Raw genomic sequence first — 15,337 nt, forward strand, 5'->3', positions numbered from 1 at the left:
ACACGGCTCGTCCGGCACCGCTGCCGGCACAGCCGGGACCGACCGAGCCGGAGCCTCCGGCCGGCACGATCCGGTACTGGGCCGCGGCCAAGGCCGCCGCGGGCACGGCCGAGGAGCCGTACGCCGCGCGCACGCTCGCGGACGCGCTGGTCACGGCCCGGCGGACGCACGAGGCGGCGCCGGAGTTCGCGCGGGTGCTCGCGCGCTGCTCGTTCCTCGTGAACGGTGACCCCGTCGGCACGCGCGACCACTCGACGGTCCGACTCACCGAGGGCGGCACGGTCGAGGTGCTCCCGCCCTTCGCAGGAGGGTGACCCCGGCAGCATGAGCGAACAGCACCACCGCAATCCCTACGACCCGTACGACCAGCACGGGCAGTACCCGCAGTACGAGCCGCCGCCGCAGGGCTACGGGTCGTACGACTACGACTACGACGGGCAGCAGCAGACGCCGCACCAGCCGCAGCACCAGCCACAGCACCAGGCGCCGCAGCACCACCAGCCCGCCGCGTGGCCGCAGCCCCAGCAGGAGTACCAGCAGCACGACGAACCGCACACCCAGACCTGGCAGACCCAGAGCTGGGACACCCACAGCTGGCAGCGGCAGGATCCCGCGCCCGCCTACGACGCGTCGTGGGACCGGGAGCCGTCCGGCCACGAGCCCACCGGCGCCGGGAGCGGAGCCCTGCCGGTGCCCCGCCCGGAGGGCGCGGTCGTGGCCGCGCCGGTCGCCGGCGAGGTGGCCGAGCGGCCGGTGGCCGCGGTGGCCCCGATGACCGCCGCCGAGAAGGCGAAGGCGGAGGGCCGCCCGCAGATCGTGTCGCCCGGCCTCCAGCCGGCGCTGATCACCGCCGTCCTCGCCGGGCTGCTGGCCGCCGCGGCGCCGCTGGCGCGGCCCGCGCTGGCCGTGCCCGTGGTGCTGCTCCAGGCGGTGACGGCGGCGGGCTGGTTCCGGCTGAACGGCATGTGGCCCGCCCGGCAGGGCATCGCGCTGGCCTTCCTCGGCGGCGTCGCCGCCGACGTCGGGCTGCTGGCCACCGACACGGCCAAGGCGCCGACGGTCCTCCTCGGCACCCTCGGCGTATGGATCCTGCTGGTCGTCGTCCTCCAGCTGCGCAGCCACGCCGGGGCGGACGAGCGGCTCTACGGGCTGACGGCGGCCACCGCCTCCTCCGCCCTGGCCGTCATGGCGGGCGGCCACCTGGCGGCCGACCCGGACGCCGTGGTGATCGGCGCGCTCGGCGTGGCCGCGGCCGTACTGGCCCGCGCCCTGCCGCTGCCGTCGGTCGCCGCGCCCGTCGTCGCGCTGATCGCCGCGACGGGCGCGGGGATCGCGGGCGGCCAGCTGACCGGCTTCGGCCCCACGGCCGCGCTGCTCGGCCTGGCGGCCGGCGTCTGCGCCCTCGCCGGCCTGCGCGTCGCCAGCTACGACTACCCCTCGCGGTTCGTCCACATGACGGCGGGCGTGGCGCTTCCGCTGACGCTGGCCGCACCGGTCGTCTATGTCCTGGGGCGGGCCCTGGGGTAGGGGTTGACGCCCCGGTCCCGCCCTTTCACCGTTTCCTGGGGCTCCGCCCCAGACCCCGGTCCTCAAACGCCGGACGGGCTGAAATCAGCCCGTCCGGGGGGGCGCGAGGGGGCGGAGCCCCCGGAAGAAACGGTGAAAGGGCGGGACCGGGGCAAGATCCCCCAACCGGTTACAAACCGGTGACACCCGGCGCGGTCACCCACCGACCCACCCCGGTTAGGCTCACGGGAAAGCCTGACACCGAGTGGGGGACCGACGAACCGATGCGCGCGATACGAGCACTGCTCATCACCGCCATAGTCCTGGCGGCCCTCTTCGTGGCCGCCGACCGCGCCGCGGTCTACTTCGCCGAGAACCAGGTCGCCGACAAGATCCGCAGCAGCCAGAACCTCTCCGGCACCCCGGACGTCTCCATCAAGGGCTTCCCCTTCCTCACCCAGGTCGCGAGCTCCCGGCTCGACGAGGTCGAGATCAAGCTCGACGGCGGCGTCACCGCCGGCGCGGGCGACCGCTCCATCAAGGTGAGCGGCTTCGACGCCACCCTCCACGACGTCCGCGTCGACAGCAGCTACACCTCCGCCACCGCCGGCCGCGCGAGCGGCACCGCGCACCTCACCTACGAGGAGCTGACCAAGGCCACCGGCGACCCCGACGTCGGCGTCGGATACGGCGGCAAGGACGCCACCGGCGGCAACCAGGTGAAGGTCTCCGGCAAGGTCACCGTCATGGGCCAGACGTCGCAGCAGAACGTGATCTCCACCGTGACGGTCGTGAACGGCGACACCGTCCGGGTCCGGGCCAACGAGGTCCCCTCGCAGGGCATCCCCGGCCTGGAGCGGAAGATCCGCGAGAAGACCGACTTCGACCGGAAGATCACGGGCCTGCCCCGGGGCATCAAGCTCGACACGGTCGTCGCGACGCCCAACGGCGTCGACATCACCCTCACCGGCACCGACGTCAACCTGGCGGGCTGAACCCCCGCGTCCACGCTACGAGACGCCTCCGTCCGCACGTCAGTCCAATTGGGCCGACGAAAGGGCCGGACGGGGGCCGACGAGCCCCCCGGGAAGCTCAGTATCCCGCCATGCGAGATTTTTCGTCTCATTATCCGGCACCCCGGTGACAGGGCTCCCGCCCCTCCCTACGATCGCCCTTATGAAGCGACAGGCGGATCTCACCAAGCGGCGGGCAGTGGACCTGTGCCGCGTGGCCGCCATGCTGTGTCGCCGTGTCTGACGGGGCCCGCTTACCGGACCCCTTTCCGGCCCCTCGGCCGCCTCCCCGCACCACCGCTCCACCCGCCGCGCGGTGCCGCACGCGTACGCACCGCGTCCCGCACCGCCCGCCGGCACACCGCAACTGCCCCGGAGGAGATCAGCATGAGCCGCAGTGACGTCCTGGTGGACGCCGACTGGGTCCAGGCCCGCATCGACGAAGGCCACCCCAAGACCGTCATCGTCGAGGTGGACGAGGACACGTCCGCGTACGACAAGAACCACATCAAGACCGCCATCCGGATCGACTGGAAGACCGACCTTCAGGACCCGGTCCGCCGCGACTTCGTCGACCAGGCCGGATTCGAGAAGCTGCTGTCCGAGAAGGGCATCGCCAACGACGACACCGTCGTCCTCTACGGCGGCAACAACAACTGGTTCGCGGCCTACGCCTACTGGTACTTCAAGCTCTACGGCCACCGGGACGTGAAGCTCCTCGACGGCGGCCGCAAGAAGTGGGAGCTCGACTCCCGCGACCTGGTCGCCGAGGTGCCCAAGCGCCCCCACACCGCCTACCGGGCCCAGCCGCAGGACCTGTCCATCCGCGCCTTCCGCGACGACGTCGTGGCCGCGATCGGCGAGCTGAACCTCGTCGACGTCCGCTCCCCCGACGAGTTCAGCGGCAAGCTGCTCGCCCCGGCGCACCTCCCGCAGGAGCAGTCGCAGCGCCCGGGTCACGTCCCGACCGCGCGCAACATCCCGTGGTCGAAGTCGGCCAACGACGACGGCACGTTCAAGTCCGACGACGAGCTCACGGAGCTCTACCGGGGCGCGGGCGTGGACTTCGGCAAGGACACCATCGCCTACTGCCGCATCGGCGAGCGCTCGGCGCACACCTGGTTCGTCCTCCACGAGCTGCTGGGCCAGGCCAACGTCCGCAACTACGACGGCTCCTGGACCGAGTACGGCTCCCTGGTCGGCGTGCCGATCGCGCTCGGCGCCGACAACTGAGCCTCCCGCGCCAACGGAAAGGAACGCACATGTGTGGAGCGAAGGCAGGCGGCCCCGACGCCTCGACCGCCAAGGCCGGTGAGACCACCATCCAGGGCTCGGTGACCCGCGACGGCGAGCCCGTCACCGGCTATGTCCGGCTGCTGGACTCGACCGGCGAGTTCACGGCGGAGGTGCCCACGTCCGCGACCGGGCAGTTCCGCTTCTACGCGGCCGAGGGCACGTGGACGGTCCGCGCGCTCGTCCCGGGCGCCACGGCCGACCGCAAGGTCGTGCTCACGGAGAAGGGCGCCCTGGTGGAGGTCGCCATCGCCGTCTGAGCGAGCCGCGGGTCCGTAGGACCCGCCGGGACTCGAAGGGCCGCACCCCGGGGTTGGACGCCTTGCGGGGGTGCGGCCCTTCGCGCGCGCCCGCCCGGAGTCGTACCGTGAAGGTGTGCTCGCGAGGCGTAAGCACCTCTACTTCGCCATGATGGGGACCTGCGTCTTCCTCTTCGTCATGGCGTGGGCCGTCGTGCGCCTGTGGTCGGTGCCGGCCGCCGTGGGGCTGTGCCTGTTCGCCATGGTCATCCCGCCCGTCGCGGCCGTCGTCGCGAACCGCCGGGGGCCCGACGACCGCTGGTGGGACGATCCGTCGGGCGACCCGAAGTCGGACGAGTGGTGGGACGAGCTGGACGGCAAGCGCCGCGAGGGCCCACGCGACCCGTGGGGACGGGACTGAGGACCAGGGGACTAGTAGACGAGTGCCTGCGTGCCGTCCGCCATCGCCTCGCTGACGAACACCTGCGCGCCCGCGATCCGGGCGCCCTCGATCAGGTCCTTCTCCTCGATCCCGCGCCGCGCCGCGCACTGCGTGCACAGCGTGATCAGCCCGCCCCCGGCGAGGATCCCGTCGATGAGGTCCGGCAGCGGCGCCGCGTGCGGCAGCTCGAACTCCGCGGCGCGCCCGGGCAGCGCGAACCACGACGACTCCCCCGTCAGCCACAGCGACACCTCGACGCCGCTGGCCACGGCCACGGCCGCCACCGTGAACGCCTGCGAGCACCGCTCGGGCGCGTCCGCGCCCGCCGTCACCTTGATCACGAGCTTCTTCGCGTTCGCCATGCCGGTCACTCTAGGCCGACGGGACGGGCAACCTCACAGCGCCGCCCCCGGGGCGGCCGACTAGACTCCTGTCCGGTCCGTACCGACATAGATCTCCACTCCGACCGAGGAGCGCGCTCGTGCTTGAAGGCTTCTTCACCACCCTGCTGGTACTGGTCGCCGTCGGCGTCATGGCCTTCGCGGGCCTGACCTGGAAGAAGCTGTACCAGGGCCAGCGCTGACACAGTTGCCCGCATCGCCTACAGATCGCCTGAGCTCATGATCGAGATTCCGTCCGACCTTCACCCCGACCTCGTCCCCCTGGCGTTCCTCCTCGGCACGTGGGAGGGCGCGGGCGTCCACGACTTCCCCGGCGCCGAGAAGTGCAACTTCGGCCAGGAGGTCGTCTTCAGCCACGACGGCCGGGACTTCCTCGAGTACGTCTCGCGCTCCTGGGTGCTGGACGAGGCCGGCAAGCCGGCCAAGCCGCTGGAGACCGAGACCGGCTACTGGCGCATCGACAAGGACCGCAAGGTCGAGATCGTCATGATCCGCGACTCCGGTGTCGTCGAGGTCTGGTACGGCGAGCTGGCCGACCAGAAGCCGCAGATCGACGTCGCCACCGACGCCGTCGCGCGGACCGCCGCCTCCGGCCCGTACTCGGGCGGCAAGCGCCTGTACGGCTACGTCAAGGGCGACCTGATGTGGGTCGGCGAGAAGGCCACCCCCGAGGTGCCGCTGCGCCCGTACATGTCGGCGCAGCTGAAGAAGGTCCCGGACGACCTGCAGGAGTGGGCGCGCAACCTGCCCGATGACCTGCCGGACGGCGTCTCCTTCTTCAACCCCGACGGCACGCCGTACAAGCCCGAGGAAAAGTAAGCCCGAGGGAAAGCAACCTCTCCGAGGAAAGCGATCTCTTTCGCGCCCCGCGGGGGAAGTCCGGTCGAAGTCCGGCGCTGACCCGCAACGGTAGGTGCGAGGCCCCCGAGGGGCCTCGCACGAGCCCGATCACCCGCGGCGGCGTGGATCCCAGCACACTCGCCGTGGACTGCGAGGGGACACCCGTACGCGCGGAAGCACGCATGCGCTCCGCGCGCGGAGCCACGGCCCGAGGCGAAGGCGGACCCGCCCGTGGCGACAGATCTCCGTACCGGCGTGCGGCCGGCCCGCGCGCCGCTCCCCCTGCCACCGCTCCTGGCCGCCCTCGCCGCCACCCTCCTCGTCTCGCTGCTGTGCTGCGTGGCCCTCGGCGCGTCCGGCGTCGGCTGGGGCGACACGGCCCGCCATCTGTGGGCGGGGCTGAGCGGCGGGACCATCGCGCCGGACGAGGTCCCCGCGTACACGATCGTCTGGGAGCTGCGCTTCCCGCGCGCCCTGCTGGCCGCCGTCGTCGGCGCGGGGCTGTCCGCCATCGGGGTGGGCGTGCAGGCGATGGTGCGCAACGCCCTCGCCGACCCGTTCGTCCTCGGCATCTCCTCCGGCGCCGCCGTCGGCGCCAACGCCGTGCTGCTCTTCGGCGCGCTGGGCTCGCTCGGCGTGTGGGCGCTGTCGGGTGCCGCGTTCACCTCCGCGCTGGCCGCGATGGCGCTCGTCTACGCGGCGGCGCGCACCCGGCACGGGCTCACCCCGCTGCGGCTGGTGCTGACCGGCAGCGCGATGTACTACGGCTTCTCCGCGATCACCACGCTCATGGTGTTCAGCGCCGACCGGGGCGAGGCGGCGCGCTCGGCGATGATGTGGCTGCTGGGCAGCCTGGGCGGGGCCACCTGGTCGTCCGTGCCCATCGCCGCGGCCGTGGTGCTGGCCGGGACCGGGTACCTGCTGTGGTCGGCGCCGCGGCTGAACGCGCTGGCCATGGGCGACGAGACCGCCGCCGCGCTGGGCGTGGACGCCGAGCGGCTGCGGCGGGTGCTGTTCGTGGTGACGGCCGCGGTCACCGGGGCCGTCGTGGCCGTCAGCGGAGCGATCGGCTTCGTGGGGCTGATGGTCCCGCACGTCACCCGCATGCTCGTCGGCGCCGACCACCGCCGGGTGCTGGCCGTGGCGCCGCTCATGGGCGCGGTGCTGCTGCTGTGGGTGGACGTCGTCTCCCGGCTGCTGCTGGCGCCGGTGGAGCTGCCCGTCGGGGTGATCACCGCACTGATCGGGGTGCCCTGCTTCGTGGTGCTGATGCGACGGCGCGGCTATGTCTTCGGGGGTTCGTGATGCGGGTCGACATCGAGGGGCTCGCGGTCGACGTCGCGGGCGCGCGGCTGGTGGAGGACATCGCGCTACGCGCGGACAGCGGGCAGTTCGTGGGGCTGGTGGGGCCGAACGGCAGCGGCAAGTCCACGCTGCTGCGCTGCGTCTACCGGGCGCTGCGGCCGGCCGCCGGCCGGGTGCTGCTGGACGGCGACGACCTCCACGCGCTCACCGCCCGCGAGGGGGCACGGCGGCTGGCGGCGCTGCCGCAGGAGTCGGGCGGCGAGTTCGACTTCACGGCCGCCGAGGTCGTGGCCATGGGCCGGCTGCCGCACCAGGGGCCGGGCGGCCGGGCCACGGCGGCGGACGCCGAGGTGTGCGCGGCGGCGCTGGCCCGCGCGGGCGCCGCGCACCTGGCCGGGCGGGGCTTCCTGACGCTGTCCGGGGGCGAGAAGCAGCGGGTGCTGATCGCGCGGGCGCTGGCCCAGGAACCGAAGGTGCTCGTCCTGGACGAGCCGACGAACCACCTGGACATCGCCCAGCAGCTGGAGGTCCTGTCGCTGGTGCGCGAGTCGGGGGTGACGGTCCTGGCAGCGCTGCACGACCTCAATCTCGCCGCCGGGTACTGCGACGCGCTGTATGTCGTCGCGGGCGGGCGGATCGTCGCGTCCGGGCCCCCGCACTCCGTGCTGACCGCCGAGTTGCTGGCCGAGGTCTTCGGCGTGCGGGCGCACCGCGTGCCGCACCCGGTCTCCGGCGCCCCGCAGCTGCTCTTCGACCGCCTCCCGCTCGCGTAAGGACACCATGCGCACTGCCCGCGTCACCCTCGCCGTCCTCCTCACCGCCATCACCCTCACGAGCTGTGGCGCCAAGGTTTCGGACGCTCCCGACGACAAACAGCCGAAGGCCGCGTCCGGTGGATCCGGCGGCCACTACCCGGTGACGATCAGCAACTGCGGGGTGAAGACGACGTACGACAAGGCGCCGCAGCGCGTGGTGACCAACGACGTCGGGATAGCCGAGATCATGTTCGCGCTGGGCCTGGAGGACCACATGGCGGGCTATGTGGCACCCGATTACCGCACCAGCAGGGACGACAAGGGTGCGGCACCTTGGAAGAGCGGCTACGACAAGGTGAAGTGGCTGTCGAAGAAGGAGATCAACAAGGAGCTCGTCCTCGACGCCAAGGCCGACCTGGTCTTCGCGGGCTGGAACTACGGCTTCGGCGAGGGCAACGGCTTCACCCCGGAGGCGCTGAAGAAGCTCGGCGTGGGCTCGTACGTCCTCACCGAGTCCTGCCACAACGGCGGCACGGGCACGTCGCGCGGGGTGATGCCGCCGCTTGAGGCGCTCTACACCGACCTGGAGACGCTGGGGAGGATCTTCGACGTGGAGGACCGGGCGCGGAAGCTCGTCGACGGCTTCAAGAAGCAGGTCGCCGACGCCCGGGCGGCCGTGCCGAAGGACGGCCGGGCACCCCGGGTGTTCCTCTACGACGACGGCAAGGACAAGCCGCTGACCGCCGGGGCCTTCGCCGGGCCGCACGACATCATCACCAAGGCGGGCGGCGACCACGTGATGAAGGACCTCGACGACTCCTGGGTGACGGTCGGCTGGGAGACGGTCGTCGAGCGGGACCCCGAGGTCATCGTGATCAACAACTACGGGAACGTCAGCGCGGCGGAGAAGAAGCAGTTCCTGATGTCCTACCCGCCGCTCGCGGGCGTCTCGGCCGTCAGGAACGACCGGGTCTTCGTCCTCGACTACGTCGATCTCGTCGAGAGCCCCCGCAACCCGTCGGCCGTCGCCGCGCTCGCCGGATACCTGAAAGGGGTACGGGGTGCCTGACGCTGCCTAGACTGGGAGCGTGGTGGACACCGACTGGCAGAGCGACCTCCGTAAGCGCGGCTACCGGCTGACCCCGCAGCGCCAGCTCGTCCTGGAGGCCGTGGACCGGCTCGAGCACGCGACGCCGGACGACATCCTCACCGAGGTCCGCAGGACCGCGGGCGGGGTGAACATCTCGACGGTGTACCGGACGCTGGAGCTGCTGGAGGAGCTGGGGCTGGTCAGCCATGCCCATCTCGGGCACGGGGCGCCGACCTACCACCTCGCCGACCGGCACGACCACATACACCTGGTCTGCCGGGACTGCACGGACGTCATCGAGGCCGACCTGTCGGTCGCCGCGGACTTCACGGCCAGGCTCCGCGACACCTTCGGCTTCGAGACGGACATGAAGCACTTCGCGATCTTCGGCCGGTGCGCCGACTGCTCCTCGAAGGCGCCGGACCCCGAGCCGTAGGCTTGGTCCCATGCTGCGTCAATCGAAGAGCCCGCTGCTGTCGCTGCCCGGCGCCGTCCCCGCCGAGGGGCCCGACGAAGGCGTCGCCGCGCACTACGGCGACCTGTTCCGCGAACAGCGCGCGCTCGCCGGCGGTACCGGTTTCGTGGACCTCTCGCACCGGGAGGTCGTCACCGTCACCGGCCCCGACCGGCTGAGCTGGCTGCACCTGCTCGTCACCCAGCACGTGACCGACCTCCCGGCGGGGCAGGCCACGGAGGCCCTGATCCTCTCCCCGCACGGCCACATCGAGCACGCGCTGTACCTGGTCGACGACGGGGAGACGACCTGGATCCACGTCGAGCCCGGTACGCGGGAGGCGCTCCTCGCCTACCTGGAGAGCATGAAGTTCTTCTACAAGGTCGAGGTGGCGGACCGCACGGACGACTTCGCGGTGGTCCACCTGCCGGCCGGCTCGATCGCGGAGACGCCCGAGGGCGTCGTGGCCCGCGAGACGCCCCACGGCCGGGACCTGTTCCTGCCGCGGGCCTCGCTGACGGACTTCGCCGCCGCGTACGGCCCGGCGGCGGGCGTCCTCGCCTACGAGGCCCTGCGCGTCGAGGCCCACCGCCCGCGGCTCGGTCTGGAGACCGACCACCGGACGATCCCCCACGAGCTGGGCCTCATCGGCGTGGCCGTCCACCTCCAGAAGGGCTGCTACCGGGGCCAGGAGACGGTCGCCCGCGTCCACAACCTGGGGAAGCCGCCGCGTCGGCTGGTCTTCCTCCACCTCGACGGCAGCGAGGTGCACCTGCCGCCCCACGGCGCCCCCGTACGCCTCGCCGCCGACGGCCCCGACGGCCGCCAGCTCGGCTTCGTCACGACCTCGGCCCGCCACTACGAGCAGGGCCCCATCGCCCTGGCCCTGGTGAAGCGGAACGTTCCGCTGGACGCGGCCTTGATCGTCGGCGAGGGCGCGGGGACGGCGGCGGCGCAGGAGGTCGTGGTCGAACCCTGACGCCGTGCGGCCGGCTTGGCGGGGTGGGTAGTGCCCCGTAGGGGCGCGGGGCCGTGACACCGTGCGGCTCCGCCGCGTGGGCGCGACAAGCCACGACGTGGCCGCAGATTGCCCGGACCCCGGGGTGGCCTGTCAGCTGCGGGCCGTCGCGGGCCGATCGCGCAGTTCCCCGCGCCCCTATGGGGCGCCGTCCCGCGTCGCCACCGCCATCCCACCCCCCGCCGCCAACACACCGAGCACCACCGCGAACGTCGTCGCCCCGCCCGTCAGGCCGATGCCGTCGCTCAGGTAGCCCGCCGCGACGGGCAGGGCGCCGGCCGGGACGTAACCGCCGACGTTCAGCGCGGCGTTGGCCTCGGCGAGGCGGGCGCCGGGGACGGCGGAGTTCAGGAGGGAGAGCCCGCCGAGCTGGCCCATGCCCTGCCCCGCGCCGGCGAGGATCGCGGCGACCGCCAGGAGGACGACGGACGAGGTCCACACGGCGGCCATCAGAGCGACCATCCCCGCCACGACACTCCCCGCACCACCCATCAGAATCACCCGCACCCGCAGCCCCCTCACCGCGAACTGCACCCCCGTGGCGGCGAGGAACATCACGAACGCCATCGCCCCCGCGACCACCCGGCTGGTGGTGCCCAGCAGCCCGGACAGCAGCGACGGCCCGAGCGAGAGCACGAAGGACGTCGACGTGATGCCGGGCGCGAACACCGCGATCCCGAGGAACAGCTGACGCCCGCTGCCCCGCGGCACCTTGGGCAGCCGGATCCAGGCGCCCGCGCCCCCACCCGACGGCTGGGACAGCGGCATGCGCAGCACCGTCACGAACGCCAGGGCGAGCAGCCCGATCTCGACCAGGAAGACGGTCGCGGTCGGGCCGGGCAGCGTCTCGGAGAGCACGCCGGCCAGCAGCGGCCCCAGGCCCGCGCCGAGCACCATCGCGCAGGACGCCAGCAGCGCGCCGAGGCGCTTGCGGTCGGGGCCGGCCACGTCCGTCACCGCCGCCATGCCCGCGGAGACCACCGCCCCGACCGCGACCCCCGTGAACAGCCGGGCCGCCATCAGCGCCACCACCGACGTGGCCGTGGCGAAGATCCCGCAGGCCAGCACCGCCAGCCCCAGCGCCGGGAGCAGCACCGGCTTGCGGCCGACCCGGTCGGAGACCACGCCCGACACCAGCAACGAGCCGATGAGGCCCACGATGTAGCAGGCGAAGACGACGGTCATCGTGCCCTTGGAGAAGCCGATGTCGCGTTGCCACAGCGCGTACAGCGGTGTCGCCGCGTTGGAGAGGACGAAAACCGCTGTGACAGGCCAGGCCGCCAGCCAGACCCACCGGGTCGGGGCGGTCGCCGGAACAGCGGCCGCCGGAACGCCGACGACTTCCGGCGCGGGTCGAGTGATGGTCACAGGGGTCCCCCTTGGCACGCTCCAGTACGAGTCGAGTCGAACTTAGCATGCAGTACGATCGAACTCGTACAAGAAGCTCGCACAGAGAACGGCGCTGCCAGGGAGCGGTCATGACAGTCCAGCCCACCCCCGACGACCTGCCCGAGCCCCTCCCGGAGCCCGCGGTCGACGACATCCGCCTGGAGACGGTCATGGGCGCGCTCAGCGACCCCCTGCGCATGGGGATCGTCCGTAAACTCCTCCTGGAGTCAGAGCAGTTCGACCACCCGTGCGGCTGGTTCGGCCTGGACCGCCCCAAGTCCTCGCTCACCCACCACTTCAAGGCCCTGCGCGAGGCGGGCGTCACCCGTCAGCGGCAGTACGGGCTGGAGCGCCGCAGCCACGTCCGCGTCGACGACCTCAACACCCGCTTCCCCGGCCTCCTCGACCTGGTCGCCGCCTGGACGCCCGCGTCGTCCTGAGCACCACCTGCGACAAAAGCCGGGGCCTCCGCCCCCAGCACCGCCAGCCCCAGCCGCGTGCCCCGGGCGAAGGACACCGTGAAGACCTCCTCCCCCAGGGCCGCCCGGGCGCCCGCCGTGACGCGGTCGACGTCGCCGCGTTCGGCGGGCGGCAGGGGCGCGCCCGCCGAGGCGCGGGCGCCGGCGGCGGCGCCCAGGAGGAGCGCGGCCAGCCCGGGTTCGCCGCCGAGCGCGGCGGCGCCGGCGAGGCCCTCCAGGGGCAGGGCCATCGCGCGCGGGTCGCCGATCAGCCGGGCGATCTCGAGCGCCTCGCGGTGCAGCAGCCACGCCGCCACCGCGTCGCCGCGCAGCTCGGCGACGAAGCCCAGTTCGTCGAGGACCAGCGGATTGCCCGGCTCCGCCGACACCGCGTCGTACCAGTCGCGGATCTTCAGAAGAATCGTTTCCGCAGTGGCGAGGTCCCCGTCCCGCCGGGCCGAGAGCGCCTGGCCCAGCTCGGCGTGGATCTCGCCGAACTTGAAGCCCTGGGCCACGGCCGTCCGCCGGGCCCGTTCGTGGAGCTCCCGGGCCGCGCCCCGGTCGCCGGTCAGCAGGGCGATCCGGCCGAGGTGGGAGAGGAGGAAGGACACCTCGGTGGCCAGGTCCAGGTCCTCGGCGATGATCAGGGCGTCGTTCAGCAGCCGTTCGGCCCGCGCGTAGTCCCCGCCGATCTCGGCCAGGGTCGCGAGCGGGGCCACGCTCTGGAGCTGGCCCCACCGGTCGCCCAGCTCCCGGAAGAGGGCCGCGCTGGCCTCGCCGTCACGCCGGACGGCGGCCAGCTCGCCGCGGATCATCGCGTGGGTGGCGCGCAGGGCGAGGGCGGCGGCGACGCCCCAGCGGTCGCCGTGCTCCCGGAAGCCCGCGAGCGCCAGCTCCGTCTGCTTCTCGCTGGCGGCCAGGTCACCGGTGTTGAACAGGGCGTACGCCAGGAACCAGCGGGCCCTCGACCGGACGCCCGGCCCGTCCAGCCCCTCGTACGCCGGCGGTTCGGCCCGGTGGCCCGAGAGCAGCGCGAAGCCGCTGTGCACGGCCCGGATCTCGCCCGACTCGCCGGTCGACAGGGCCGCCTCCGCCCAGCGGCGCGCCTCGCCCAGCCGGCCGCGCAGCAGCCAGTACCAGGCCAGGGAGCCCACCAGCCGGCGGGCGTCGTCCGCCGCGCCCTCGCGCACGGCCGTGTCGAGGGCGGCGCGCATGTTGCCGCTCTCGGCGTCCAGCCGGTGCAGCCACTCGCGCTGTTCGGCGCCGTGGAGGTACGGGCGGGCGCGCTCGGCGAGGTCGGCGTAGTAGCGCAGGTGCCGCCGGCGCACGCACGTCTCGTCCGCCACCTCGCGCAGCCGCTCGGTGGCGTAGGCGGCGACGGATTCCAGCAGCCGGTAGCGGGGGCCCCGCTCGCAGTCGGTCACCAGGACCAGGGAGCGGTCGACGAGCCGGGCCAGCAGGCCCAGTACGTCCTCGCGCGCGACGCCCTCGCCCGCGCAGACGGCCTCCGCCGCCGCCAGTGTGCAGCCGTCGGTGTGCGCGGCGAGCCGGCGCAGCACGGTCCGTTCGGGGACGGTCAGCAGCCCCCAGCTCCAGTCGATGACGGCCCGCAGCGTCTGCTGCCGGCGCGGCGCGCCGCGCCTGCGGCCCGTCAGGAGGCGGAAGCGGTCGTCCAGCCGGGAGGCGAGTTCGCGGACGCCCAGCGCCCGGACGCGGGTGGCGGCGAGTTCGAGGGCGAGCGGGAGCCCGTCCAGGCGGCGGCAGATGACGTCGACGGCGCCCCTGCTGCGGTCGTCCAGGACGAAGCCGGGCGCGGCGGCGGCCGCGCGGACGGTGAACAGCCGTACCGCGTCGGCCTGCGGCAGCGGTTCGACGGAACGCACGGTCTCGGCGGGCAGGCCCAGCGGCTCCTGGCTGGTGGCCAGGACGCGCAGGCCGGGCGCGGCCCGCAGCAGCCGGTCGGTGAGCTCGGCGGCGGCCTCGACGACCTGCTCGCAGTTGTCGAGGATCAGCAGGGCCCGCCGGTCGCGCAGCCGCTGGCCGAGGCGTTCGACGGCCGACAGCGGCGCGGGCGCGCCGTGCGGCGCCCCGTCGTCGCGTACGCCCATGGCTCCGGCGATCACCTCGGCCAGGGAGTCGGCGTCGCCGTGCTGACCGGCCAGCTCCGCCAGCCACACCTCGTCGAAGCGGCCGCCGACGAGCCGGCCCGCGGCCTCGACCGCGAGGACGGTCTTGCCGACGCCGCCCGGCCCGGTGAGCGTCACCAGCCGTCCGGTGCGCAGCAGGGCGGTCACCTCGGCCGTGGCGTCCTCGCGGCCGATGAGTTCGGTGAGGGGGGCGGGCAGGTTGGTGCGTACGGCCGCCGGGCCGGACGGCAGGGCGGGGGCCCGGCCGGCGAGTTCCGGGGCCTGGGTGAGGATCGCCTGGTGGAGGGCGGTGAGTTCCGGTCCCGGGTCCAGGCCCAGCTCGCGGGCGAGGCGTTCGCGCAGTTCGGCGTAGGAGGCGAGGGCCTCGCTCTGCCGCCCGGCCCGGTACAGGGCGCGCATCTGGACCGCGCGCAGCCGTTCGCGCAGCGGGTGCCGGGCGACGAGCGCGGTGAGTTCGCCGGCGAGGCGGCCGTGTTCGTCCAGTTCGAGCCGGGCCTCGGCCTGTTCCTCCAGCGCGGTCAGCCGGAGTTCCTCCAGGCGCAGGGCGGCGGCGCGGACGTACGCGGCGTCGGCGAAGTCGGCGTAGGCCGGGCCGCGCCACAGGCCCAGCGCCTCGGTGAGCAGCGCGGCGCGCTCGCGGGGCCCGGCGACGGACCGGGCGCGGGCGACGAGGGCCTGGAAGCGGTCGGCGTCGGTGTCGCCGGCCTCCAGGCGGAGCCGGTAGCCGGGCGGGGTGTGGAGGACGCGGTCGCGGCCGACGGTCCGGCGCAGCTGGGAGACCTTGGCCTGGAGGGCGTTGGCGGGGTTGCCGGGGGGCGCGCCGCCCCACAGGTCGTCGACGAGCCGGTCGGTGGGAACCGGCCGGCCTTCGTGCACCAGAAGGTCCGTCAGGAGCGCGCGGACCTTCGCCTCGCGCACCCTGACCGCATCCCCCGCGTCGTCCCACACCGTCAGTGGACCGAGCACCCCGAACCGCATGCCGTCGAC

At 73.5% G+C, this 15,337-nt stretch carries 16 protein-coding genes; 13 read left to right on the top strand and 3 right to left on the bottom strand.

Annotated elements, in window-relative coordinates; all coding sequences use genetic code 11:
- The first annotated feature begins 20 nt into the window (after window positions 1-20).
- The 6 genes from IE096_RS19515 to IE096_RS19540 all read left to right on the top strand — a co-directional run bounded on the left by IE096_RS19515 (window position 21) and on the right by IE096_RS19540 (window position 4,472).
- Complete coding sequence (locus tag IE096_RS19515; protein ID WP_189453607.1) at window positions 21-314, top strand: MoaD/ThiS family protein; 294 nt, start codon at window positions 21-23, stop codon at window positions 312-314.
- 10 nt (window positions 315-324) lie between these two features.
- Window positions 325-1,527: a hypothetical protein gene (locus tag IE096_RS19520; protein ID WP_189453441.1), complete on the top strand. Its 1,203-nt coding sequence runs from the start codon at window positions 325-327 to the stop codon at window positions 1,525-1,527.
- A 263-nt stretch (window positions 1,528-1,790) separates the two neighbouring features.
- Window positions 1,791-2,501, top strand: a complete 711-nt coding sequence (locus IE096_RS19525; protein WP_189453443.1) for an LmeA family phospholipid-binding protein — start codon at window positions 1,791-1,793, stop codon at window positions 2,499-2,501.
- A gap of 405 nt (window positions 2,502-2,906) precedes the next feature.
- Window positions 2,907-3,752, top strand: coding sequence for a sulfurtransferase (locus IE096_RS19530; protein ID WP_189453445.1), 846 nt, complete (start codon window positions 2,907-2,909; stop codon window positions 3,750-3,752).
- A gap of 29 nt (window positions 3,753-3,781) precedes the next feature.
- Window positions 3,782-4,072, top strand: a complete 291-nt coding sequence (locus tag IE096_RS19535; RefSeq protein WP_189453447.1) for a DUF1416 domain-containing protein — start codon at window positions 3,782-3,784, stop codon at window positions 4,070-4,072.
- Window positions 4,073-4,187: 115 nt separating this feature from the next.
- Window positions 4,188-4,472: a DUF3099 domain-containing protein gene (locus IE096_RS19540; RefSeq protein ID WP_189453449.1), complete on the top strand. Its 285-nt coding sequence runs from the start codon at window positions 4,188-4,190 to the stop codon at window positions 4,470-4,472.
- 11 nt (window positions 4,473-4,483) lie between these two features.
- On the opposite strand, the gene IE096_RS19545 is transcribed toward IE096_RS19540, so the two are convergent.
- Complete coding sequence (locus IE096_RS19545) at window positions 4,484-4,855, bottom strand: DsrE family protein (protein WP_189453451.1); 372 nt, start codon at window positions 4,853-4,855, stop codon at window positions 4,484-4,486.
- Window positions 4,856-5,113: 258 nt separating this feature from the next.
- On the opposite strand from IE096_RS19545, the gene IE096_RS19550 reads away from it, so the two are divergent.
- The 6 genes from IE096_RS19550 to ygfZ all read left to right on the top strand — a co-directional run bounded on the left by IE096_RS19550 (window position 5,114) and on the right by ygfZ (window position 10,317).
- Window positions 5,114-5,713, top strand: a complete 600-nt coding sequence (locus IE096_RS19550; RefSeq protein ID WP_189453454.1) for a heme-binding beta-barrel domain-containing protein — start codon at window positions 5,114-5,116, stop codon at window positions 5,711-5,713.
- A gap of 252 nt (window positions 5,714-5,965) precedes the next feature.
- A complete protein-coding gene (locus IE096_RS19555) occupies window positions 5,966-7,039 on the top strand; it encodes a FecCD family ABC transporter permease (protein WP_189453456.1) in 1,074 nt (357 codons plus the stop codon).
- Entirely contained in the window at window positions 7,039-7,812 is a 774-nt protein-coding gene (locus IE096_RS19560) for an ABC transporter ATP-binding protein (protein ID WP_189453458.1), read from the top strand. Before IE096_RS19555 ends, IE096_RS19560 begins: the two co-directional genes overlap by 1 nt.
- A 7-nt stretch (window positions 7,813-7,819) precedes the next feature.
- Complete coding sequence (locus IE096_RS19565; protein ID WP_189453460.1) at window positions 7,820-8,863, top strand: ABC transporter substrate-binding protein; 1,044 nt, start codon at window positions 7,820-7,822, stop codon at window positions 8,861-8,863.
- A gap of 19 nt (window positions 8,864-8,882) precedes the next feature.
- Window positions 8,883-9,320 (top strand): Fur family transcriptional regulator, encoded by a 438-nt coding sequence (locus IE096_RS19570; RefSeq protein ID WP_189453462.1) that lies wholly within the window; start codon window positions 8,883-8,885, stop codon window positions 9,318-9,320.
- A 10-nt stretch (window positions 9,321-9,330) separates the two neighbouring features.
- Window positions 9,331-10,317, top strand: coding sequence for a CAF17-like 4Fe-4S cluster assembly/insertion protein YgfZ (gene ygfZ, locus IE096_RS19575; RefSeq protein WP_189453464.1), 987 nt, complete (start codon window positions 9,331-9,333; stop codon window positions 10,315-10,317).
- A 177-nt stretch (window positions 10,318-10,494) separates the two neighbouring features.
- Here ygfZ and IE096_RS19580 read toward each other — a convergent pair whose 3' ends face one another.
- Complete coding sequence (locus IE096_RS19580) at window positions 10,495-11,718, bottom strand: MFS transporter (RefSeq protein ID WP_229820401.1); 1,224 nt, start codon at window positions 11,716-11,718, stop codon at window positions 10,495-10,497.
- 116 nt (window positions 11,719-11,834) lie between these two features.
- Between IE096_RS19580 and IE096_RS19585 the strand changes: the two genes are divergently transcribed.
- On the top strand, window positions 11,835-12,185 hold the full coding sequence (locus tag IE096_RS19585) for an ArsR/SmtB family transcription factor (protein ID WP_189453468.1): 351 nt from the start codon (window positions 11,835-11,837) through the stop codon (window positions 12,183-12,185).
- On the opposite strand, the gene IE096_RS19590 is transcribed toward IE096_RS19585, so the two are convergent.
- A complete protein-coding gene (locus tag IE096_RS19590) occupies window positions 12,074-15,328 on the bottom strand; it encodes an AfsR/SARP family transcriptional regulator (RefSeq protein ID WP_189453470.1) in 3,255 nt (1,084 codons plus the stop codon). The two genes, IE096_RS19585 and IE096_RS19590, sit on opposite strands and share 112 nt — an antisense overlap.
- Window positions 15,329-15,337 lie beyond the last annotated feature (9 nt).

The organism is Streptomyces abikoensis (assembly GCF_014648775.1).
In the GTDB taxonomy this organism is placed as follows: domain Bacteria; phylum Actinomycetota; class Actinomycetes; order Streptomycetales; family Streptomycetaceae; genus Streptomyces; species Streptomyces abikoensis.